This window comes from Bradyrhizobium sp. LA6.8 (assembly GCF_040547935.1).
Classification (GTDB): Bacteria; Pseudomonadota; Alphaproteobacteria; order Rhizobiales; family Xanthobacteraceae; genus Bradyrhizobium; species Bradyrhizobium barranii.
In genome coordinates, this window is sequence record NZ_JBEPQQ010000003.1 from 163,126 (window position 1) to 183,493 (window position 20,368).

20 protein-coding genes are annotated in these 20,368 nt (G+C 65.3%); 11 read left to right on the top strand and 9 right to left on the bottom strand.

Going from position 1 to position 20,368, the window contains the following annotated elements; genetic code table 11:
• The first annotated feature begins 5 nt into the window (after nt 1–5).
• The 7 genes from ABIA90_RS14420 to ABIA90_RS14450 all read left to right on the top strand — a co-directional run bounded on the left by ABIA90_RS14420 (nt 6) and on the right by ABIA90_RS14450 (nt 10,064).
• Complete coding sequence (locus ABIA90_RS14420; protein ID WP_071914071.1) at nt 6–2,111, top strand: adenylate/guanylate cyclase domain-containing protein; 2,106 nt, start codon at nt 6–8, stop codon at nt 2,109–2,111.
• A complete protein-coding gene (locus tag ABIA90_RS14425) occupies nt 2,108–3,112 on the top strand; it encodes an ABC transporter substrate-binding protein (RefSeq protein WP_071914069.1) in 1,005 nt (334 codons plus the stop codon). Before ABIA90_RS14420 ends, ABIA90_RS14425 begins: the two co-directional genes overlap by 4 nt.
• Before the next feature lie 270 nt (nt 3,113–3,382).
• On the top strand, nt 3,383–3,559 hold the full coding sequence (locus tag ABIA90_RS14430; protein WP_094183926.1) for a hypothetical protein: 177 nt from the start codon (nt 3,383–3,385) through the stop codon (nt 3,557–3,559).
• 138 nt (nt 3,560–3,697) lie between these two features.
• Nucleotides 3,698–4,354, top strand: a complete 657-nt coding sequence (locus ABIA90_RS14435; RefSeq protein ID WP_354118269.1) for a protein-L-isoaspartate O-methyltransferase family protein — start codon at nt 3,698–3,700, stop codon at nt 4,352–4,354.
• Nucleotides 4,355–4,571: 217 nt separating this feature from the next.
• Nucleotides 4,572–5,963, top strand: coding sequence for a TolC family outer membrane protein (locus tag ABIA90_RS14440; RefSeq protein WP_071914064.1), 1,392 nt, complete (start codon nt 4,572–4,574; stop codon nt 5,961–5,963).
• 339 nt (nt 5,964–6,302) lie between these two features.
• The gene (locus ABIA90_RS14445; RefSeq protein WP_223154042.1) at nt 6,303–7,037 is read left to right on the top strand and encodes a PopZ family protein; all 735 of its coding nucleotides are present in this window, start codon (nt 6,303–6,305) and stop codon (nt 7,035–7,037) included.
• A 150-nt stretch (nt 7,038–7,187) separates the two neighbouring features.
• Nucleotides 7,188–10,064, top strand: a complete 2,877-nt coding sequence (locus tag ABIA90_RS14450; RefSeq protein WP_354118268.1) for a valine--tRNA ligase — start codon at nt 7,188–7,190, stop codon at nt 10,062–10,064.
• A 92-nt stretch (nt 10,065–10,156) separates the two neighbouring features.
• Here the strand turns inward: ABIA90_RS14450 and ABIA90_RS14455 are convergent, their stop codons facing one another.
• Nucleotides 10,157–10,759 (bottom strand): DNA-3-methyladenine glycosylase, encoded by a 603-nt coding sequence (locus ABIA90_RS14455; RefSeq protein WP_028147574.1) that lies wholly within the window; start codon nt 10,757–10,759, stop codon nt 10,157–10,159.
• Between the two features lie 130 nt (nt 10,760–10,889).
• Here ABIA90_RS14455 and lipA point away from each other — a divergent pair, with 130 nt between their 5' ends.
• Together lipA and ABIA90_RS14465 are read left to right on the top strand one after the other, a co-directional pair.
• Nucleotides 10,890–11,846, top strand: a complete 957-nt coding sequence (gene lipA / locus ABIA90_RS14460; protein ID WP_354118267.1) for a lipoyl synthase — start codon at nt 10,890–10,892, stop codon at nt 11,844–11,846.
• Between the two features lie 6 nt (nt 11,847–11,852).
• Nucleotides 11,853–12,323, top strand: coding sequence for a type II toxin-antitoxin system RatA family toxin (locus ABIA90_RS14465; protein ID WP_071914058.1), 471 nt, complete (start codon nt 11,853–11,855; stop codon nt 12,321–12,323).
• Between the two features lie 110 nt (nt 12,324–12,433).
• On the opposite strand, the gene ABIA90_RS14470 is transcribed toward ABIA90_RS14465, so the two are convergent.
• From ABIA90_RS14470 to ABIA90_RS14495, 6 genes are read right to left on the bottom strand one after another with little or no spacing between them, the layout of a single operon-like run.
• On the bottom strand, nt 12,434–13,249 hold the full coding sequence (locus tag ABIA90_RS14470; protein ID WP_354118266.1) for a c-type cytochrome: 816 nt from the start codon (nt 13,247–13,249) through the stop codon (nt 12,434–12,436).
• Nucleotides 13,249–14,871, bottom strand: a complete 1,623-nt coding sequence (locus tag ABIA90_RS14475; protein WP_354118265.1) for a b(o/a)3-type cytochrome-c oxidase subunit 1 — start codon at nt 14,869–14,871, stop codon at nt 13,249–13,251. The genes ABIA90_RS14470 and ABIA90_RS14475 overlap by 1 nt, the downstream gene beginning before the upstream one ends.
• Entirely contained in the window at nt 14,858–15,427 is a 570-nt protein-coding gene (locus ABIA90_RS14480) for a cupredoxin domain-containing protein (RefSeq protein ID WP_354118264.1), read from the bottom strand. The genes ABIA90_RS14475 and ABIA90_RS14480 overlap by 14 nt, the downstream gene beginning before the upstream one ends.
• The gene (locus ABIA90_RS14485; RefSeq protein WP_166341619.1) at nt 15,424–15,600 is read right to left on the bottom strand and encodes a hypothetical protein; all 177 of its coding nucleotides are present in this window, start codon (nt 15,598–15,600) and stop codon (nt 15,424–15,426) included. The genes ABIA90_RS14480 and ABIA90_RS14485 overlap by 4 nt, the downstream gene beginning before the upstream one ends.
• Before the next feature lie 8 nt (nt 15,601–15,608).
• Nucleotides 15,609–16,865, bottom strand: a complete 1,257-nt coding sequence (locus ABIA90_RS14490) for a cytochrome c (RefSeq protein WP_354118263.1) — start codon at nt 16,863–16,865, stop codon at nt 15,609–15,611.
• 8 nt (nt 16,866–16,873) lie between these two features.
• The gene (locus ABIA90_RS14495; RefSeq protein ID WP_063986378.1) at nt 16,874–17,581 is read right to left on the bottom strand and encodes a c-type cytochrome; all 708 of its coding nucleotides are present in this window, start codon (nt 17,579–17,581) and stop codon (nt 16,874–16,876) included.
• 464 nt (nt 17,582–18,045) lie between these two features.
• Between ABIA90_RS14495 and ABIA90_RS14500 the strand changes: the two genes are divergently transcribed.
• Both ABIA90_RS14500 and ABIA90_RS14505 read left to right on the top strand, forming a co-directional pair.
• Nucleotides 18,046–18,225 (top strand): hypothetical protein, encoded by a 180-nt coding sequence (locus ABIA90_RS14500; protein ID WP_071914051.1) that lies wholly within the window; start codon nt 18,046–18,048, stop codon nt 18,223–18,225.
• Between the two features lie 124 nt (nt 18,226–18,349).
• Nucleotides 18,350–18,535, top strand: coding sequence for a hypothetical protein (locus tag ABIA90_RS14505; protein ID WP_354118262.1), 186 nt, complete (start codon nt 18,350–18,352; stop codon nt 18,533–18,535).
• Nucleotides 18,536–18,541: 6 nt separating this feature from the next.
• Here the strand turns inward: ABIA90_RS14505 and ABIA90_RS14510 are convergent, their stop codons facing one another.
• Nucleotides 18,542–19,153: a CinA family protein gene (locus ABIA90_RS14510; protein ID WP_085399554.1), complete on the bottom strand. Its 612-nt coding sequence runs from the start codon at nt 19,151–19,153 to the stop codon at nt 18,542–18,544.
• A gap of 3 nt (nt 19,154–19,156) precedes the next feature.
• A complete protein-coding gene (locus tag ABIA90_RS14515) occupies nt 19,157–20,338 on the bottom strand; it encodes a bifunctional 2-C-methyl-D-erythritol 4-phosphate cytidylyltransferase/2-C-methyl-D-erythritol 2,4-cyclodiphosphate synthase (protein WP_354118261.1) in 1,182 nt (393 codons plus the stop codon).
• Between the last annotated feature and the right edge of the window lie 30 nt (nt 20,339–20,368).

Sequence of the window (20,368 nt, forward strand, 5' to 3'; positions counted from 1 at the left end):
CTCCGATGACCGGAGAGAAAACCAGCAAACGCGTATTTCGCATTGGCTACCAGACATCGATCATCACGGTGTTCGTGGGCGTGGTGCTGCTTGTGGGCCTGACGCTGGTCTATCTCAGCTTCGAGCGCGTGACCGCCATCACCAGGACGGCCGCCTCTGGCTTCATCGAGAAGGTGGCGCAGCTTGGCGCCGATCACATCGACGAGCAGTTCAAGAATGTCCGCGACAATCTCGACATCCTGTCCGGCCTGCCGCCGATCCAGGAGGCCGACATCGCGGACAATACGCGGCTCTACAGCCTGATGGCGGCGATGCTGCGCAACAACCCGCAGCTCTTCAATCTCTATGTCGGCTACGAGGACGGCTCGTTCATCGAGATGGACGTGATCGACCGGGCCCAGCCGTCGTTCCGGAAGGGCTTGCATGTCGATGAGGATGCTGCCTTCCGGCTGGTCGTGATCTCGCGCACGGCGGGAGCCGCGCCTGTCACGCAGTATCTCTCTGAAAACCTCATTCAGGTTGCCGAGGTCGCCGGACCCGCGAGCTACGACCCGCGGCAGCGGCCCTGGTATGTCGAGGCGTTCAAGAACGACAAGACGCTCCTGACCGGTCCTTACGTCTTCTACGCCACGGGTGAGCCGGGCTACACGCTGCGGACGCCGCTGAGGGAAGGGCGCCGCGGCGTCGTTGCGGGTGATTTGCTGCTGAACCGGTTCGAGGACATGCTGGCGGAGCAGAAGCTCGGCCAATCAGGGCTGGCGTTCCTGTTCAACGATGCCGGGCGCATCGTCGGTCATCCCGAGATGAACCGCCTGATGGCGGAGATCCCGGAGCGGCAGGACGACCTGCCACAGATCGGCGCGCTCCGGCTGCCTGCGCTCGTGCCGGTCATCCACTCCTGGCGGGACGGCGGGGCGGCCCAGCAGTTCTTTGCCGACGCGTCGGGCCGAACCTATGTCGCGGCGGTCCACAGGCTCGAGACGGCCGGCTCGGCCAATATCCGGATGGCGATGGTCGCGCCGCTCGACGAGTTCTATGCGCAGATCATCGACGAGCGCCGCACGCTGTTCGCGCTGGCGCTGGCCTTTGTCGGAGCCACGCTGCCATTCGCGTTCTGGCTCGGATCGCTGATGGCGCAGCCGCTGCGCAAGCTGGCCGACGAGACCGACGCGATCCAGCGGTTCGAGATTACCGAGCGGCCGCGCGTCCATTCCGTCATCGCCGAGATCGAGGAGCTTGGCCGCTCGGTGTTCACCATGCGCAGCGTGGTCCGCAGCTTTGCGAGCTTCATCCCGCGCCAGATCGTGCGGCAGCTGATCGAGACCGGCTCTTCGCTCAGCCTCGGCGGCTCCAGGCGTGAGGTCACGGTGCTGTTCACCGACGTCGCCGACTTTACCGCCAAGACGGAGCGCGCCGACCCGTCGCAGGTGATGATCCACACCTCGCGCTATTTCGCGGTACTGTCGGACGAGATCATGCGGCACCAGGGCACGATCGACAAATATATCGGCGACGCCGTGATGGCATTCTGGAACGCGCCGGCCGACGATCCCGACCACACCGTCAATGCCTGCCGCGCCATCCTGGCATGCCTTGCGGCCAACGAAGCGCTCAACAAGGAGTTTCGCCGCGAGGGCTGGCCGCCCTACGACACCCGCTTTGGCCTGCATGTCGGCGACGCCGTGGTCGGCAACATCGGCTCGAGCGACCGGATGAACTACACCGCGCTGGGCGCCACCATCAACCTGGCGTCGCGGTTGGAGGGGCTGAACAAGAATTACGGCACGCGCGTGCTGGTCAGTGCGGCGGTCCGCGCCAGCGTCGGCGATAGGTTCCTGTTCCGCAGCGTCGACAGTATCACGCCGAAGGGATTTGCCGACGCGATCGAAGTCAGTGAGCTCCGCGGCGAGCTCGCGCACGCCGATGAAGCCGATGTTGCGATGTGTCGACGCTGGGATGAAGTCTTTGCGGCGATCGCGCAGGACGGCGCGGCCGAGACGACGCGGGTCCGGCTGTCGGCCTTCCTGCACGACTACCCCAAGGATAGCGTCGCGCTATTTCATGCCCAGCGATTTCGGTCCGCGGCCCGGAATGCGGGAGCGGCGGCATGAACATCTTCGGTGTCAATCGCCGGCAGTTGCTGCGGCACGGCGCGGCGCTGGCGGCCGCGTCAATGCACGCGGCGCCAGCCATTGCGCAGGCGCGCAGCAGAATTCGGCTCGGTTATCTCCACGTTGTCGCCGTGGACGGACACATCTGGACCGGGCTCGATCGCGGCTCGTTCGACCGCGAGGGGATCGATTTCGAATTGCACGAGTTCAACACCGGACCTGAGGTCTTCGAGGCGATGGCGCGCGGTGAGCTCGACGTCCTCTCGGCCGGCGGCGTCATCTCCAACTACCTGGCGCTCGGCCGCGGCCGGGGCTTTCTCATCAACGACATTGAGGTCGCGACCGCGCAGCTCTGGGTCCGGCCGGCGCTCGGCGTCAAGGGGATGGCGGATCTCAGGGGCAAGCGGATCGCGACGACGATGAAAACCACGGCGCACATTTTTCTCGATCGCGCGCTGCGGGCCAACAACGTCAATCCGTCCGAGGTCGAGATCGTCAACGGCAGCATGGCCGCCGCCGTCAAGGCGTTCATTGCCGGCGAGGTGCCGGCCGTTGCGCTCTGGGTGCCGTTCAACATTGCCGTCCGCGAGGCGTTGCCGGATGCGGTCAAGCTGGTGGACGCCTCCGCCTTCTACCCGCAATCCGCCGTGCTCGGCGGCTGGGCCGCGCGGATGGATTTTTATGCGGGGAACAGGGACGTGCTGGCCCGGATCATCCGCGCCTGGGTGGAAGCGAACGACCACATGGTGCGCAACCCGGCGGCCGCAGCGGAGGCGCTCCAGACACATTACGGGCAGTCGCGTCCCGCCGACATCGCGGAAGCCTTCAAGGCCCAGAAGCTCTATTCCTCGCGCGAATGGAAGCGGCTGTATTCCGACGGGACCGTCGTGAAATGGCTCCAGCAGGTCAGCGACTTCTTCATGACGGATGCCGGCGTCACCGCACCCGTGCGGGCCGCAGACTATTTCGACACGCAGCTCTACCTTGCAACCGTTGCCTGAACTTGCACGGGGCAGAGGCTCGCACGGACACTCCCTTCGGGCCATGCATCGGCCTGCCCAGCGTCCAGATCATATTTCAATGTGTTTTCAATATCCTGCGCCCGCATTCTAATGTAGCCGCGGCACCACTTCAGGTGATATCCGCCCCAGCGCAGAATCGCACTCAAGCAGTTGTGTGCGTCGGGCGCGGTCGCGTCATGAGGGCGACGCCAATTCGACCCAATTCAAATCGACCTTGGCAGGCGCCGGATCCTTACGGAGGTGATTCCAATGCCAGATGTCCTCGACCGTTCCGAAATGGCCCCCTCGATTCTGCCGGCGGACGTTCCCGAGCTCAGCGATGATGAATGCCTGGCCTGCCTCGCGCGCGCCGTCGAGGCGCACGATTCGGCGCGGCTCGACGAAGTCGCCGCATTGATCGGCCGCCTCGCAGTCACGATCGAATAGCTCACCAACCAACTTGACGCCGTGGGTTGCGTAGCCCGGTCCGCCCGGGCCAACGGACGTGTTGCGTTTTCGCGGAGCCTGTTCCAAAGATGCCGCCAAATTTCGTCCGCGGCATCGTCCGCATTGCAGGGTCCGCAAATGTCCGGTTTCTCGACCGCGCGCCTAAAAATGGTCGATGGCCAGGTGCGCACCAATGACGTCACCGATCGCCGTATTCTCGACGCGATGCTCACAGTTCCGCGCGAGGCGTTCGTGCCGATTGCCAGGCAGGCATTGGCCTATCTCGACCTCGATCTCGACGTGAGCGAAGGCGGGGCTAAGCGGTTCCTGATCAAGCCGCAGTTGACCGGCAAGCTGCTCCAGGCCGCCGAAATCGGCGAGGGGGACAACGTGCTGGTGGTCGGCTGCGCCACCGGCTACCTCGCCGCGCTGACGGCTACGCTCGCCCGTCAGGTCACCGCGACGGAATGTGATTCGGCCCTGGCCACGAAGGCCAAGGAGGCTTGCGCCAGCCTCGCCAACGTCACGTGCAAGGCCGCAGCCTGCGCCGAAGGTGATCCTTCTGCCGCTCCCTATGACGTCATTATCCTCAACGGCGCCTTCGAGGTGACGCCTGAGGCGCTGCTCGGGCAGCTCAAGGAGGGCGGGCGCCTCGTGGGGGTGTCGGCCCAATCCACGCCCCCCCGGGCCGTGATCGTGACCCATACCCACGGTGAATTCGGCCATCGGGCGCTGTTCGATGCCGCAGCTCCGGTCCTTCCCGGGTTGGAACGGGCCGCCGCTTTCGTCTTCTGAAGTCCCGATTGAGGGCTTTGGCCCGTTAAAATCCCGTTCTGAATCAGAAGTGTGGCCCGGATGCTGCACGTGAAGAGTTTCCACCGGGAACTACCTTCAGGTGGTTCCGTTGCGCCAATTGGCGGCCTATGTTGCTGAGGGGCAACGACTCCACTCGGTAGACGGTATCCTAGCTCGCGGGCACGAGCGGGGCGTTAGAATGAACGGAATTTAAGGGATGCATGGGGTGAAGCTCTTCACCGGAGCTGCGGTTTCGGTCCTGCTGCTGGCGCTTGCCGGGCCGACGCCTGCCTTGGCGGACACGATCGAGGCCGCCTTGGTGCGGGCCTATCAGAACAATCCGCAGCTCAACGCACAGCGCGCCCAGGTGCGCTCGACCGACGAGAACGTGCCTCAGGCGTTGTCGGGCTATCGCCCCAGGGTCGCGCTGACGGCGAACGGCGGCTATCAATATCAGGATACGTTGAGTTCGCCGGGGCCGGGTAACACACCAATCAACGGGCCCAGCGTGCCGCGCAGCGTGGGTGTGACCGTCACGCAGACGCTCTATAACGGCAACATCACCGGCAACAGGACGCGCGCCGCCGAGAGCCAGGTTTCCGGCTCCCGCGAAGCGCTGCGCAGCCTGGATCAGAGCGTGCTGCTTCAGGGCGCCTCGATCTACATGGACTATCTGCGCGATGCGGCTACGCTCGAAGTCCAGCGCAGCAACGTGCGCGTGCTCGAGCAGACGCTGAAGCAGACGCGTGATCGCTTCAACGTCGGCGAAGTGACGCGCACCGACGTTGCGCAATCGGAAGCGCAGCTGGCGGCTGGCAAGACGCAGGCCCTCACGGCCGAAGCGAATCTCACCACGACGCGCGCGAACTTCCGCCGCATCATCGGCAACGAGCCGACGAACCTCGCGCCCGGTTCGCCGGTCGATCGTTTCCTCCCCGCAAGCCTCGCCGGGGCAGTCGAGCTCGGCCTGATCGAACATCCCAACGTCACGGCCGCGATGTTCGGCATCGACGTCAACTTTCTGCAGGTCAAGGTCGCCGAAGGCGCGCTGCTGCCGACGATCGCGTTGCAAGTGGGGGCCACGCAGGGGAACGAACAGTCCTTGATTCAATACAGGTCGTTCAACGCGTCCGCCATCGCGCAGGCCAATTGGCAGCTCTACGATGGCGGCAATACATATTCGCTGATCCGCCAGTCCAAGGAAAACCTGGCGCAGCAGCGTCTCAACCTCGAAACCACCCGCGACCAGACCCGCGCGACGGTCGTGCAGTGGTGGGGGTCGCTGCAGGCCGGCAAGGCCCAGGTGCAGTCCGCGCAGGCGCAGGTCACGGCGTCCGAGATCGCGCTGAACGGCGTGCGCGAAGAAGCCAAGGCTGGTCAGCGTACCACCCTCGACGTGCTCAACGCGCAGCAGGCGCTGGTCAACGCGCGCGTCGCGCTGGTGACCGCACAGCACGACCGCGTGGTCGCGTCCTATCAGGTTCTGGCCGCCATCGGCCGTCTGTCGCCGCAGGTCCTCGGCCTTGCGACCACGGTTTATGATGCGAGCGTTCACTACCATCAGGTCCGCGACAGCTGGGCCGGCGTGCGCACGCCTGACGGACGCTAAGGTCCGTAGTCATCCGGTCGGCCTCGCAAACAGCCGAGGCCGACTGGTGCTTTGCTTGCAATCATCAAAATCCCTGACATAGCCTTGCCAAGAAGATGCGGGTCGATTCGCCCGGCACCTGATGTCGTGTGCGTAAAGGCTTGAGTGCCGAGGGCAGGGGCGCACCGCCGCACGTTGAGCCGTGAACTGGGGACAAGTCGGGCTGCCGCGACGAAAATGTCGGGGCGTCCGTTGCGGAACCGGCCAATCCTGTCGTGCTTGGTGTAAAACAACGCATGCGAGGGCGTTGATGATGTGGAGTCGGAGATGACGCAGCCTGCAAAGGTCACAGAACCCTCGATGGAGGAGATTCTGGCCTCGATCCGGCGCATCATTGCCGACGATGAGGCCAAGCCGCCGCCGGCCGAAGCTGCCAAGCCAGCGCCCGCTGCAGCTGCGCCGAAGCCGTCAGCAATGAACGACATTCCGCCATCCAAGGTCGCTCCCGCGAAACCTGCTGCCGAGAAGCCCGCGCCGCCGCCGGTTGCGAAGCCGGCTCCAGCGCCGCCGCCGCCCGCACCTGCGGCGGATGCATCCAATAACCAGGACGATATTGATGCTCTGCTGGCGGGGCTGGACGCGGCTACGCCTGCGCCCGAGGTCCGTGCACCTGAGCCAGAGCCCGAACCTGAACCCGACGTGCTCGAATTGACCGACGAGATGGCGGTGGATCCGGAGCCGACGCCGCCTCCGCCGCCGCCGAGCTTCCGCAAGGTCGAGCCGCGCGACGATCTGGAATTCGCCGAATCGCCGCTGCGCCTGATGCCGTCATCGTCCTATGCGGCGGTGGACTACGATGCGCCGCCGGTACCGCCCCAACAGCCGATCCTGGCCCAATCGACGGTCTCGGCGGTCGAATCCGCCTTCAACTCCCTGGCCCACACGGTGCTCAGCAGCAATGCGCGGACGCTGGAAGATCTGGTCAAGGAGATGCTGCGTCCGATGCTGAAATCCTGGCTCGACGACAACCTGCCGGGCCTCGTTGAACGCATCGTGAAGGCCGAAATCGAGCGGGTCTCGCGCGGCGGCAGGTGAGGGCGGCTCCCGAGCCCTCATAAAGCCCCTCTTATGCGCCTGTTTGGCCTGCCGACCGGCCGGAAAGCCGTTTTTCCGCCGGGCTTTCCGTTGATCCTCTCCCGGACCTTTTCGTTGACTTGCCCCCCGCGCGCGGCTTTCTAGCAGCCCATGATCGAGAAAAATTACCAGCCCGCCGATATCGAAGCCCGCATGTCCGTCGTGTGGGAGGACAGCCTTGCCTTCAGGGCCGGCCGCCCCGACCGCCGCGACGCAGTGCCCTTTACCATCGTGATCCCGCCGCCGAACGTGACGGGCTCGCTGCATATGGGCCACGCCCTCAACAACACCCTCCAGGACATCCTGTGCCGGTTCGAGCGCATGCGCGGCCGCGACGTGCTGTGGCAGCCCGGCACCGACCATGCCGGCATCGCCACCCAGATGGTGGTCGAGCGGCAGCTGATGGAGCGTCAGCAGCCCAGCCGCCGCGAGATGGGCCGCGAGAAGTTTCTGGAGCGGGTCTGGCAGTGGAAGGCCGAGAGCGGCGACACCATCATCAACCAGCTCAAGCGCCTCGGCGCCTCCTGCGACTGGTCGCGCGAACGTTTCACCATGGACGATGGCCTGTCGAAGGCCGTCATCAAGGTGTTCGTCGAGCTGCATCGCGACGGCCTGATCTACAAGGACAAGCGGCTGGTGAACTGGGACACCAAGCTGCTGACCGCGATCTCCGACCTGGAAGTGCAGCAGACCGAGGTCAAGGGCCACCTGTGGTATCTGCGCTATCCGATCGAGGGCAAGACGTTCAGCCCCGAGGATTCCTCGAGCTTCATCGTCGTCGCCACCACGCGGCCCGAGACCATGCTCGGCGATACCGGCGTGGCGGTGCATCCCGACGACGAGCGTTATCAGAAGCTGGTCGGCAAGAACGTGATCCTGCCGCTGGTCGGTCGCAAGATTAAGATCATCACCGACGAGTATTCCGATCCGGACAAGGGCTCGGGCGCGGTGAAGGTGACGCCGGCGCACGACTTCAACGACTTCGAGGTCGGCAATCGCCACGGCCTGGGCCGGATCAGCGTCATCGACAAGGAAGGTTGCCTCGACCTCGTCGACAATGAGGATTACCTGCGTAACCTGCCGGAAGGCGCTTCGCAGTTCGCCGAGGAGTTTCACAAGGTCGACCGCTTCGCGGCGCGCAAGCGCATCGTCGAGCGGCTGGAATCCTTCGGCTTCGTCGAGCGGATCGAGCCGCACACCCACATGGTGCCGCACGGCGACCGCTCGAACAGCGTGATCGAGCCCTATCTGACCGACCAGTGGTACGTCGACGCCAAGACGCTGGCAAAGCCCGCGATCGCGGCGGTGCGTTCGGGCGAAACGACGTTCGTGCCGAAGAACTGGGAAAAGACCTATTTCGAGTGGATGGAGAACATCCAGCCCTGGTGCATCTCGCGCCAGCTGTGGTGGGGTCATCAGATCCCGGCCTGGTACGGCCCTGATGGCAAGGTGTTCGTCGCCGAGACCGAGGAGGAGGCCGTCAGCCACGCGCTCGGCTATTACGTCGAGCAGGAGGTCATCACGGCCGAGCAGGGCCGCGAGATGGCGCTCGACCGCAACAAGCGTGAAGGCTTCATCACGCGTGACGAGGACGTGCTCGACACCTGGTTCTCCTCGGCACTGTGGCCGTTCTCGACGCTCGGCTGGCCCGAGGACGCGCCGGAAGTGCAGCGCTATTACCCGACCAACGCGCTGGTGACCGGCTTCGACATCATCTTCTTCTGGGTCGCCCGAATGATGATGATGGGCCTTCACTTCATGAAGGAAGTGCCGTTCTCGACGATCTACATCCACGCCCTCGTCCGCGACGAGAAGGGCGCCAAGATGTCGAAGTCGAAGGGCAACGTCATCGACCCCCTCAACCTGATCGACGAATACGGCGCCGACGCGTTGCGCTTCACGCTGGCCGCCATGGCGGCGCAGGGACGCGACATCAAGCTCGCCACCAGCCGCGTCGAGGGTTACCGGAATTTCGCGACGAAGCTCTGGAATGCGTCGCGCTTCGCGGAGATGAACCACTGCGCGGTGCCCAAAGGTTTCGAGCCGGCGAAGGCCAAGGAGACGCTGAACCGCTGGATCGCGCATGAGAGCGCGCACACCACGCGCGAGGTGACCGAGGCAATCGAAGCCTATCGCTTCAACGACGCGGCAGGCGCCATCTATCGCTTCGTCTGGAACGTCTATTGCGACTGGTATGTCGAGCTCGCAAAGCCCGTGCTGCTCGGTCCGGACAGCCCCGCCAAGGACGAAACCCGCGCCATGGTCGCCTGGGCGCGTGACGAGATCCTGAAGCTGCTGCACCCCTTCATGCCCTTCATCACCGAAGAGCTGTGGGAGGTGACGGCCAAGCGCGACGGCCTGCTGGCGCTGGCACAATGGCCGCTGAAGCCGTCCGAGCCGACGCCGGAGCAACTCGCGATGCTCGCCGCGGCTGCCGGGCCGACCGATCCGCTGATCTCGCCGGTCCTGATCATGCCGATCTTCGACCATGCCGACTTCACCGATCCCAAGGCGGAAGCCGAGATCGGCTGGGTGATCGACCTGGTCACGCAGATCCGCTCGGTGCGCGCCGAAATGAACATCCCGCCGGCAACGCTGACGGCGCTGGTGCTCGCGGGCGCCTCGACCGAGACGAAGGAACGCGCGCCGCGCTGGACCGACGTCATCAAGCGCATGGCACGGCTGTCCGACATCTCCTTCGCCGACCGCGCACCTGACGGTGCGGTCCAGCTCCTCGTGCGCGGCGAGGTGGCCGCGTTGCCGCTGAAGGGCGTGATCGACGTCGCCGCCGAGCGCACGCGCCTCGACAAGGAGATCGGCAAGGCCGACGCCGACATCAAGCGCGCCGAGTCCAAGCTGGCGAACGAGAAGTTCGTCGCCAACGCGGCCGAGGAGGTCGTCGAGGAGGAGCGCGAAAAGCGCGAGGCAGCGCTGGCCCGCAAGGCCAAGCTGCTGGAGGCGCTGGAGCGGCTGAAGCAGGCCTCGTAGAGCGTTTTCGAGCGAAGTGGAAACCGGTTCGCGTCAAGAAAACGCGTCAAAACTAGAATCTAGAGCCCGTTCCATCGGAACGGGTTCTAGGCCTATTTCGGAAACGGCTTGCTCAAGAACTTCGAGCCCTTCACGCCATAGCGCCAGGGCAGCTCGACGGCCTTGGTGATGCCGATCCGGATGCCAGCCACCACCTCGACCTCCTCTGTCCGTGCATGCAGCGCGATCGGCGGCCGGTCCAACGGCAGGGCGTTGTGCGCGATGGTGATGCCGAGCGCCTCGGTCAGCTTGCCGGGGCCCGAGCACAGCGCGTGCACCTCCTGGAGATGGCGGCGGCGGCGCATCGCCGCCAGGCCATGCGTCGGCTCCAGTGCGCGGATCAGCACGGCGCTGGCGGAGCCTTCCTCCTCGCAGACGAAGTTCACGCACCAGTGAATGCCGTAGGAGCGGTAGACATAGGCAAAGCCGGGCGGGCCAAACATGATTTGGTTCCGCGGCGTCGGGCCATTGTAGGAGTGCGCCGCCGGCTCGGTATGATGATAGGCCTCGACCTCGACGATGAGGCCGCCGACGCCATTGACCAGCATGGTGGCCCCGATCAAATCGGGCGCGACCTCGTGGACGCTGCGGCCGAAAAACGCACGCTTCAGGGCTTTGCCGAGCCGCGGTGGTGAGGCTTTCGAGGTTGGAGCCATTCGAGGTGAGAATCGCCTGAGAACAGAGCAGGATATTGCCCATATCTGCCATGTTCCCTGAAGCGGCGCGAGCCGGGTTGCGGCAGGCAGCCAGACCGACTAGGTAGGACCTGAACAGACCGGACAGCCCATGGTCGTTATTGTCGACACCATCTCGAACCCGTTGCGCCCCCGCCACCCTGAAAAGGTGAATCGCCCTGATTCCGCTTCGCCGCCGAAGCCGGACTGGATTCGCGTGCGCGCCCCCAATACCCGCGGCTATGCCGACACCCGCAACATTGTGCGCGCCAACGGCCTGCATACCGTGTGCGAGGAGGCGGGCTGCCCGAACATCGGCGAGTGCTGGGACAAGAAGCACGCGACCTTCATGATCATGGGGGACACTTGCACCCGGGCCTGCGCGTTCTGCAACGTCAAGACCGGCATGCCCAATGCGCTGGATGCGGCCGAGCCGCAGAACGTCGCCGAAGCCGTCGCCAAGCTGGGGCTGGCCCACGTCGTCATCACCTCCGTCGACCGCGACGATCTGGTCGATGGCGGCGCCGAGCATTTTGCAGAGACCATCCGTGCGATCCGGGCCGCGTGCCCCTCGACCACGATCGAGATCCTGACGCCCGACTTCCTGCGCAAGGAGGGCGCGCTGGAGGTCGTCGTCGCGGCGAGGCCCGACGTGTTCAACCACAATCTCGAGACCGTGCCGTCGCGTTACCTCACGGTGCGGCCCGGCGCGCGCTACTTCCACTCGATCCGGCTGTTGCAGCGGGTCAAGGAGCTCGATCCCACCATCTTCACCAAGTCCGGCATCATGGTCGGCCTCGGCGAGGAGCGCCACGAGGTGCAGCAGGTGATGGACGATCTGCGCTCCGCCGACGTCGACTTCCTGACCATCGGGCAATATCTCCAGCCGACCCGGAAGCACCACGCCGTGATGCGCTATGTGCCGCCCGACGAGTTTTCGTCCTACGAGAAGGTCGCCTACACCAAGGGTTTCCTGATGGTGTCGGCGAGCCCGCTCACCCGTTCGTCGCATCATGCCGGCGAGGACTTTGCGAGACTGAAGGCCGCACGGGCCGCGACTGCCCGCTGAACCGCCATGCCCAAATTTTCAAGCAAGCGCCGTGTCCATCACAGCGCGTCCGAGATGTTTGATCTGGTCGCCGACGTCGAGCGCTACCCGGAGTTCGTGCCGCTGTGCAGCGCGCTCAAGATCCGCCAGCGGATGGCCAAACCCGACGGCACCGAGGTGCTGGTCGCCGACATGACGGTGTCGTTCAAGCTGGTCAAGGAGTCCTTCACCAGCCGCGTGACTCTCGACCGCGCCAATCTGAATATCCGGGTCGAATATCTGCAAGGCCCGTTCAGCAACCTCGAGAACCGCTGGACGTTCGAGCCCAAGGGTGAGGGCGTCTGCGACGTCGGATTCTTCCTGGCCTACGAGTTCAAGAGCCGGATGCTGGCGATGCTGATGGGCTCGATGTTCGATGCCGCGTTCGCGCGCTTCTCCATCGCATTCGAGAAGCGGGCGGATGCGATCTACGGCCGGCCGAAGCTGGCGTCGTCGTAAGGCGTACTCTCTCCGCCGTCATTGCGAGGAGCCCTTGCGACGAACCAATCCAGGGTCTTGCCGCGGAGGGATTCTGGATTGCTTCGCTGCGCTCGCAATGACAGTGAGGCTCAATCCACCGCCTTCACTACATCCGGCGGCTGCGAGGCGTAATAGGCCGCGGCCGCATCGATCTCCTGCGGCGTCATCGCGCGGGCGATGTTGCGCATCTGCTGGCTGATGTCGTTGCGCCGCTCGCCGGACGCGAAGGCCTGGAGTTGCGCCTTCATGTAGGCTTCGGACTGGCCTTCGAGCCATGGACTGCCGGTCTTGTTGTCGAGGCTGCCATGGCAGGCGCCGCAGGGCGCGATGCCGCGGATCGGCGCGCCGTAGATGACGATGTTGGGCTTCGGCAGCTGCGGCGTCGGGTGATAGGCTGCCGGCCGCGGCAGATAGGCGTAATAGTTGGAGAGATCGGCGATCTCCTGGTCCGTCAGGTTGACGGCGAACGGCGACATCACGGCATTGGTGCGCGCGCCCGAGTGGAAATCGTGCAACTGCTTGTAGATCACGGCGGCATATTGGCCGGCGAGATTGGGCGAATCCGCGCGGCTGATGCCGGTCGGGCCGTGGCAGATCGCGCAGCGCTGCGCCAGCGTTGCGCCCCGGCCGATCGCTTCCTGGCTCGGACGTGCCAGTGTACGCGAGGTCAGCACGACCTCCGACAATTGCTTGCTCTGCTCGGGCGCCCTGACGTTCGCCGCGCGCTGTGGCACACCGGCGGCGCTGCAGATCGCATCCCAGACATTGGCGAACTGAACCCAGGGCTGCGCGAAGGGCAGCACGATGAAGCCGGTGATCGCCGTCACGATCAGGATCGCGGCGGTGATGCCGACGCCAATCCTGAAATGGCTGTTGCGGAAGGTGAAGAGGTCGCGCGCGCTCATCACTGCGCTCCCACATAGACGGCCGGCACCGACGTGCCCTCGGTCAGCGCCAGCGTCACGATCGGGTAGCCGTAATTGGTGAGGGTGAGGACGATCATCAGCGCCACCCACAGCGCGTGCGTGTTGAGCGCGACCGGCACGGTCGCGGGCTGATGCACGGCCAGCGCAAAGCGGTACGGGCCGGCGTCAACCCGGGCCGCACGCATGCCACGTGCGAGGATGACGATGAACATGATGCCCGACGCCAGCAGGATGAAGCCGCCGATCGCGGAGAAGGTGACGGAGAGCGCCTGAGGCGCGATCGCGGGATCGCCGAAGTCGAAATAGGCCATGCGGCGCGGCATGCCCAGGATGCCGACCCAGTGCCACGGGAAGGTCGTGATGATCATACCGATGAACCACAGCCAGAGCTGGGTGCGGATCAGGCGGATATCGATGAGTTCGCGCCCGGTCAGATGCGGCCACAGATCATAGGCGATCGCAAAGTACATGATCACGATGGCGCCGCCGAAGATCAGGTGGAAATGGCCGGTGATCCACTGCGTGTTATGGATCGACGCGTCGAGCTGGTAGCTCATGTTGATGAGGCCGCCGGCGCCGCCGAAACCGAGCATGACGAACGAGAACGCCAGTGCCAGCATCATCGGATTGTCCCAGGGCAGCGCCCTGATCCAGCCGAACATACCGCGGCCGCCGCGCAGGCGGGCGGCGATCTCGACGGACGCGCAGATCGTGAACACGGTCAGCAGCGTCGGCAGCGCGACCAGTGCCGTGAAGGCCGAATGGATGAACTTGAAGCCGGCGCCGACTTGCGGATCGGCGAAGGTGTGGTGCATGCCGATCGGCATCGCCACCACCAGGAACAGAATGAACGAGATCCGCGCCATGCTGTCGGAATAGACCCGGCCACCGATCGCGCGCGGCACGATGGTGTAATAGGCGATGTAGGTCGGCATCAGCCAGAAATAGACGATGGCGTGCAGCGTCCACGAGAAGAACACGCGGGCAAGACCCGCGTCGATCGTGGCCTTCAGGCCGGCCGCGACGGGAATGATCTGGAGCAACAGCTCGAGGGCGGCGCCGACCGCGGTCCAGGCCCACAGATAGGAGCCCGCGACATTGGCGAACATCGCCAGCGGCACCGGTGCGCCGGGATGGGCCTTCCGCCAGACGCGCAGATTGATCGCCATCAACGCGACCCAGATCCAGGAGCCGACCACCACGAGCACGACGCCGAGGTAATAGAATACGTTGCCGATCAATGGCGGATAGAACGTGTAGAGGACCGAGGCGCGGCCGAGCGCGACCGGGACCATCGCCATGACGCTGCCGATCACGATCAGCCAAAATCCGGTCCAGGCCCAGCGCACGCCGACCAGGCGCTGCTCCAGCGCGGACTCGCTGATGGCATAGCCAAAGCCCATCGCGACGAGCGTGGGAAAGACGTAGCCCATCACCGTGCCGTGCGCGGTCAGCGAGCGGTAATAGAGCTCGGGATTGGACAGCCAGGTGCCGATCGGGCTGCGGATGAACATCTGCCAAGCGCCGAGTGTCAGCGCAAAGCCGAACACGGCAAAGGCCAGCCAGAAATGGGCGAGGATGAGCTTCCTATTGACCAACACAGCTCAGCCTCCCGCCACCCTTCGCGCGATCGGCGAATTCGGTCTTGTCGATCACCTTGACCTTGCCCCACATGCCCTCATGGCCGAAGGAGCAGAACTCCTGGCAGGGCATCAGATAGTCGCCAGTCTTCGTAAAGCGCATCAATTGTTCGGAGATGTAGCCGGGCACCAGCATGGTGTTCACGTTGGTTCCCTGGATCAGGATGCCGTGGACGACGTCGGCGCTGGTGGCGCGCATGGTGATCGGCGTGTCCACGGGCACCACGATGCAGGCCGGCGTGAAGGAATATTGCTGGCCGATCGCGCGCACGGTCACATTGCCATTGGCCTCCAGCACGCTGCCGAGATTGCTCTCGACGAATTCGCCGGACAGATGAATGCGCGAGGGATCGGTGGTCTCGACGCGCGGCTGCGGCATGGTGGCGCGATGGATGCCGGCGAAGGCTGCCAGAAGCGCCATGCCGACGACGATTATCACGGCAATGGTCGCCCAGCGCCGCTCGACGCGGGCCGCGACCTCGGCGCTGCCATGGGTGTGGGTGTCCCCTGCGCTCATTGCAGCGATCCGCGCGGCAGGAAGACGAAGAGATAGAAGGCAAACCACATCGCGACCACGCAGGCCGTGGCGATGCCGGCCAGCACGATCGCGCCGGACGGTCCTTGCGAGACGACTTCCTCGACGGCCTGGTCGGCGGCGGCTGGGCTGGTCGGCGGATCGGAATTGAACATGACGCCTCTCAGTTCAGCGGTGCGGAGCGCAGCTCGTTGGCCTCGCGAGCCGAGACCGGCGTGCCGCGATTGCCCCAGGCGGTGCGGATGTAGGAGACGACGGCGGCGACCTCGTTGTCGGAGAGGAGGCCTGCGAAGGGCGGCATGCCGTAGGGCATCGGATTGCCCTTGGTGCCCGGCGGATAGCCGCCATTGAGCACCATGCGGATCGGGTTGACCGCCGACTGCATCTCGATCGACTGGTTGTTGGCGAGCGGCGGCCAATGCGGCGGCTTGCCTTCGCCCTGGAGGCCGTGACAGCTCGCGCAGTTCTTGTCGTAGACGGTCTTGCCGAGGCTGATCAGCAGGCTGCTCTCGGTGGTCGGCAGCGCCGAGCTCGGCGCCGGCGGAGGCGAGGGCTCCGCGATGCCCTTGAGGTACACCGCCATGGCGCGCGTGTCCTCGTCGTTGAGATATTGCAGGCTGTTGTGCACCACCTCGGCCATCGGGCCGTAGACCACGCCGCGCATGGAGACGCCGGTCTGGAGCAGATCGGTGATGTCCTTGATGCTCCAGTCGCCGAGACCCGCCTCACGGTTGGAGGTGAGGGACGGCGCGTACCAGTTCTGCATCGGGATCAGGCCGCCCTTGAAGGCGTCCGATTGCGAGGTGCCGCCGAGCGCGTTGATCGGCGAATGGCACATGCCGCAATGACCGAGCCCCTCGACCAGATAGGCGCCGCGATTCCATTCCGCCGACTTGGTGGGGTCGGGCTTGAACTCACCTTCGCGGAAGAACAGCGTGCGCCAGCCGAGGATGAGCTGGCGGTTGTCATAGGGAAAGCGCAGCTCGTGCGGCTTGTTCTTCTGGTTCACCGGCTGAATCGAGCGCAGATAGGCAAAGATCGCGTCGCTGTCGGCGCGCGTGACCTTGGTATAGGACGCGAACGGCATCGCGGGATAGATCAGCCCGCCATCCGGGAAACGGCCGTTGTGCATGGTTCTGTAGAAATCGTCCGCGCTCCACTTGCCGATGCCGGTCTCCGGATCGGGCGTGATGTTGGAGGTGTAGATCGTTCCGAACGGGGTCGGCATCGGGCGCCCGCCGGCAAACAGCCGGCCCTCGGCCGCAGTATGGCAGGCCGTGCAATCGCCGGCGCGGGCGAGATATTCACCCCGCGCAATGACGTCGCCGGCCTTGTCCTGCGCTTGCGCGGCCGTGATGAGCGCGGCAAGGGCCAGGAGTTTGATCGATAGCAGCGTGATCGACAGTCTTGAGCCCATCATGCGCCTCGTCAGTTGGGCTGGCTGCCGCAGCCGAACGGCAGCGCGTAGGTGCCTTTCGGGACGGGGGCCGGGTTGGTGGGCGCGGGTCGCGTCGCGAGCCAGGCCGCAACGGCGGTAACATCTGCTTCCGTCAGATGGCCGGCGACGAGCTGCATGCAGTCCGGCGATTTTGCCGTCCGCGTGCCGTAGCGCCAGGCGCCGAGTTGCGCACTGACGTAAGCGGCGCGCAAGCCCAGCAGACCGGGGATGCCGGGCTGCATGCCGGTGAGGCCCGGGCCGTGACAGCTCACGCACGCCGGTATGTTACGACCGGCATCGCCGCTGGTCGCGAGCAGCTCGCCCTGCGCCAGCACTTCCTTGCTGACTTCGCTCGGCGCGGGCTGCGGCAGCGGCGGATGCTCGCTGGCGAAATATTCGGCCATCGCCTCCAGATACGGATCAGGCAGAAACTCCAGCAGATAGTTCATCGGCGGGTATTTGCGCCGGCCGCTGCGGAAGGCGAGGAGCTGGTTGTAGAGATAGCCGGCCGGCTTGCCGGCAAGCCGCGGGAAATAGACGTCGCTGGTGCCTTCGCCCTTGTTGCCGTGACAGGGCGTGCACGCCTCCACCCGCGCCGCCATCGTATCCGGCGGCTGGTTGGCCGTTTGTGCGGCAGTACCATCTATGGCGGCCAAGGTAGCAATGGCGATTGCCAGTGCAGTGTCGCGAGCGAACACGCCGTCGCCCTCCAGAAAGCAGGACCGGGTTGATTCCTGGCCACAGCGTAGAGCCGCATTATTGCGCCAATACAGTCGCGCGCAAGATCGGACATGGCGATGACGCTTGGTCGCGGTTGCACATTTGCGATCCTGATCGAATTCGACAAGAATTGCGTGCTTTTTGAAAACTGGCGTAACGCCGCGATCTCGCGGCGTATTCCGCCCGAGCTTTGCTTCACAAGCGGAAAGCGCGGCAATGTGGAATCCGTTCGCGCGCGCGGATGTTCTGCCGCTTGGGCCGGGCAGACAACCTTTCATCAAAGTGCATCTTCCCGTCGGGCGACAAGTGCAGTTTGTGCCAAAACGCAGCGCGCTGACGCAACACCCCTTGCCGGAAACGGCGCGCCACGAGGTCTGCCCTTTGCGAAGGGGTCGACTACAATCCGAGTCGGGCGCGGGCGCCTTATCGCGGGATCGGGGAGATGGGACGCTGGAAGCAGGCATGGAGCGAAGAAGACCTTGGCAGGCTGAAGGTACTGGCAGGCACCAAGCCGATTGCGCTGATAGCGAAAGAGCTCGGCCGGACCCGCGGCACGGTGCTGGCGAAGGCGATTGAGCAGAAGCTCCCTGTCATTTGTCGGACGAAGCGCCAGGAACAATAATTGGATGTAGCGGAACCCATTCGGCTTCCTTGCGCCGAACGCACATGCCGGGAACGCGCGCTTGGCCGCGCTCAATTGACAGCATGGGACAGGCCGGCAGCTGGCTGACCAGATCCTGAAGGAGTTGCGTGAAGATCCTCGCGTCGACGAGCGGGCCGCGCCATCGGTCAATGTGTCGAAGGTGGTCGCCGCCGATCCCGCAGCGCCCGTCGTGGAATTGACGGTGAGCGCGAAGGTGGCGCCGTCCGACGCCGATGCGGTCAAGCAGGGCGTGCTCGACCACGCGAGCGCGATGCTGGCGGCGGCATGACGTGTTTCAGCCGCGCGGTGACCGCGGCGTCCTGCGCTTCACTGCGTGCCGGCGCGGCGAGCGGGTCACGCGAGGCCGCAGGCGGGTTGCCGCGGCGGCGCGCCGGGGCTTTGGCTGGGCTTTCGGGCCGCGGGCAAGATCCATCAGCATGCGCAATGCCTCGACCACCGAGCGCTGGCGCACGGCGGTCCGGCCGATCGCGCCAAAGCGATGCTCGCGGTGGACGATGCGGCCGTCGCGCGCGGCAACCGCAAAATGCACGAGGCCGACCGGCTTGCCGGGCGTGGCGCCGCCGGGGCCGGCGATACCGGTGATGGCAACGGCGAGATCGACGCCGGCACGTTCCAGCGCGCCGACCGCCATCGCGGTTGCGGTCTCCTTGCTGACGGCGCCGAAATTCGTGAGCGTGCTCGCCTCGACCCCCAACATCGCGCGCTTGGCGTCATTGGAATAAGTGACGAAGCCGCGGTCGATCACGTCGGAGGAGCCGGGAATGTCGGTCAGCGCGCCGGCGACCAGGCCGCCGGTGCAGGACTCGGCGGTGGCAATCGTCAGCTTGCGCATCCGGCACAGATCGAGCAGCGAGCGGGAGAGGGCGCGTGCGTCGCTGCCGCCCATGACCTAGACGCCCCAGGGCAGGCGGATGGTGGCGCTCGCGGTAGCCGCGATGCCTTCCTCGCGGCCGGTGAAGCCGAGCCGCTCGCTGGTGGTCGCCTTCACCGCGACGCGCGAGATGTCGACCCCGGAGATCTCGGCGATGCGGGCGCGCATGGTGTCGCGCAAGGGGCCGATCTTCGGCCGCTCGCAGATCATCGTCACCTCGAGGTTGGCGACGCAGCCGCCGCGCTGCGCGACGCGCTCGATGGCGTATTTCAGGAACTGGTCGGAGGAAGCCCCCTTCCATTTCGCATCGCTTGGCGGAAAGTGCGAGCCGATATCGCCATCGGCGAGCGCGCCGAGGATGGCGTCGACCAGCGCATGCAGGCCGACATCGCCGTCGGAATGGGCGAGGAAGCCTTTGGTGTGCGGCACCCGTACGCCACAGATCATCACGTGGTCGCCTTCGCCGAAGGCGTGCACGTCGTAGCCGGTGCCGGTCCTGATGTCGCCGAGCAGGCTGGCCAGGCGCGCTTCCTCGCGCACGAAATCCTCGGGAGTGGTGAGCTTCATATTGGCAACATCGCCTTCAAAGGTTGCGACCGTCAATCCCGCCCATTCGGCAATCGCGGCATCGTCGGTGAAATCGCTGCGCCCGTCCTTCGCCGCGCGACGATGCGCCTCGAGGATGACGTCGAAACGAAAGGATTGCGGTGTCTGCGCGATTCGCAAGGCTGAGCGGTCGGGCGTGTCCTCGACATTGCCGCTCTCGCCGGTGACCTTGATGGTGTCGGTGACGGCAACGACGGGGAGCGCAGCGCCGGTGCGGCTGGCCGCCTCGATCGCGCGCGAGATCACGCCTGCCGAGACGAAGGGGCGCGCGGCGTCGTGGATGAGGACGATATCGGGCTTATGCTTGGCGAGTGCTTCGAGCCCTGCGAGCACGGAGGCCTGCCGCGTCGCGCCGCCATTGGTCGGCGGCTCGTGGCTGAGACCTGCGACCGCTGCCGTGAACATGGCGCTGTCGTCGGGGTTCACCACCGGCTGCACGGCAAACACGTCGGGGTGCCGGCTGAAGGCTTCCATGGCGCGATAGATCACGGGAACGCCGCCGATCTCGCGATATTGCTTGGGACCACCGGCGCCAGCCCGCAGGCCGCGTCCGGCCGCGACGAGGACGACTGCGGTGCGCTGTGATTTCGCCATAGGACTCAAATACTCAGTTGGTGATGAAGA

Excerpts from the sequence above, each read along its gene's own strand:
- ABIA90_RS14420 (WP_071914071.1), top strand. The coding sequence starts at position 6 with ATGACCGGAGAGAAAACCAGCAAACGCGTATTTCGCATTGGCTACCAG.
- ABIA90_RS14425 (WP_071914069.1), top strand. The coding sequence starts at position 2,108 with ATGAACATCTTCGGTGTCAATCGCCGGCAGTTGCTGCGGCACGGCGCG.
- ABIA90_RS14430 (WP_094183926.1), top strand. The coding sequence starts at position 3,383 with ATGCCAGATGTCCTCGACCGTTCCGAAATGGCCCCCTCGATTCTGCCG.
- ABIA90_RS14435 (WP_354118269.1), top strand. The coding sequence starts at position 3,698 with ATGTCCGGTTTCTCGACCGCGCGCCTAAAAATGGTCGATGGCCAGGTG.
- ABIA90_RS14440 (WP_071914064.1), top strand. The coding sequence starts at position 4,572 with ATGCATGGGGTGAAGCTCTTCACCGGAGCTGCGGTTTCGGTCCTGCTG.
- ABIA90_RS14445 (WP_223154042.1), top strand. The coding sequence starts at position 6,303 with ATGGAGGAGATTCTGGCCTCGATCCGGCGCATCATTGCCGACGATGAG.
- ABIA90_RS14450 (WP_354118268.1), top strand. The coding sequence starts at position 7,188 with ATGATCGAGAAAAATTACCAGCCCGCCGATATCGAAGCCCGCATGTCC.
- ABIA90_RS14455 (WP_028147574.1), bottom strand. The coding sequence starts at position 10,759 with ATGGCTCCAACCTCGAAAGCCTCACCACCGCGGCTCGGCAAAGCCCTG.
- lipA (WP_354118267.1), top strand. The coding sequence starts at position 10,890 with ATGGTCGTTATTGTCGACACCATCTCGAACCCGTTGCGCCCCCGCCAC.
- ABIA90_RS14465 (WP_071914058.1), top strand. The coding sequence starts at position 11,853 with ATGCCCAAATTTTCAAGCAAGCGCCGTGTCCATCACAGCGCGTCCGAG.
- ABIA90_RS14470 (WP_354118266.1), bottom strand. The coding sequence starts at position 13,249 with ATGAGCGCGCGCGACCTCTTCACCTTCCGCAACAGCCATTTCAGGATT.
- ABIA90_RS14480 (WP_354118264.1), bottom strand. The coding sequence starts at position 15,427 with ATGAGCGCAGGGGACACCCACACCCATGGCAGCGCCGAGGTCGCGGCC.
- ABIA90_RS14485 (WP_166341619.1), bottom strand. The coding sequence starts at position 15,600 with ATGTTCAATTCCGATCCGCCGACCAGCCCAGCCGCCGCCGACCAGGCC.
- ABIA90_RS14490 (WP_354118263.1), bottom strand. The coding sequence starts at position 16,865 with ATGATGGGCTCAAGACTGTCGATCACGCTGCTATCGATCAAACTCCTG.
- ABIA90_RS14500 (WP_071914051.1), top strand. The coding sequence starts at position 18,046 with ATGGGACGCTGGAAGCAGGCATGGAGCGAAGAAGACCTTGGCAGGCTG.
- ABIA90_RS14510 (WP_085399554.1), bottom strand. The coding sequence starts at position 19,153 with ATGGGCGGCAGCGACGCACGCGCCCTCTCCCGCTCGCTGCTCGATCTG.
- ABIA90_RS14515 (WP_354118261.1), bottom strand. The coding sequence starts at position 20,338 with ATGGCGAAATCACAGCGCACCGCAGTCGTCCTCGTCGCGGCCGGACGC.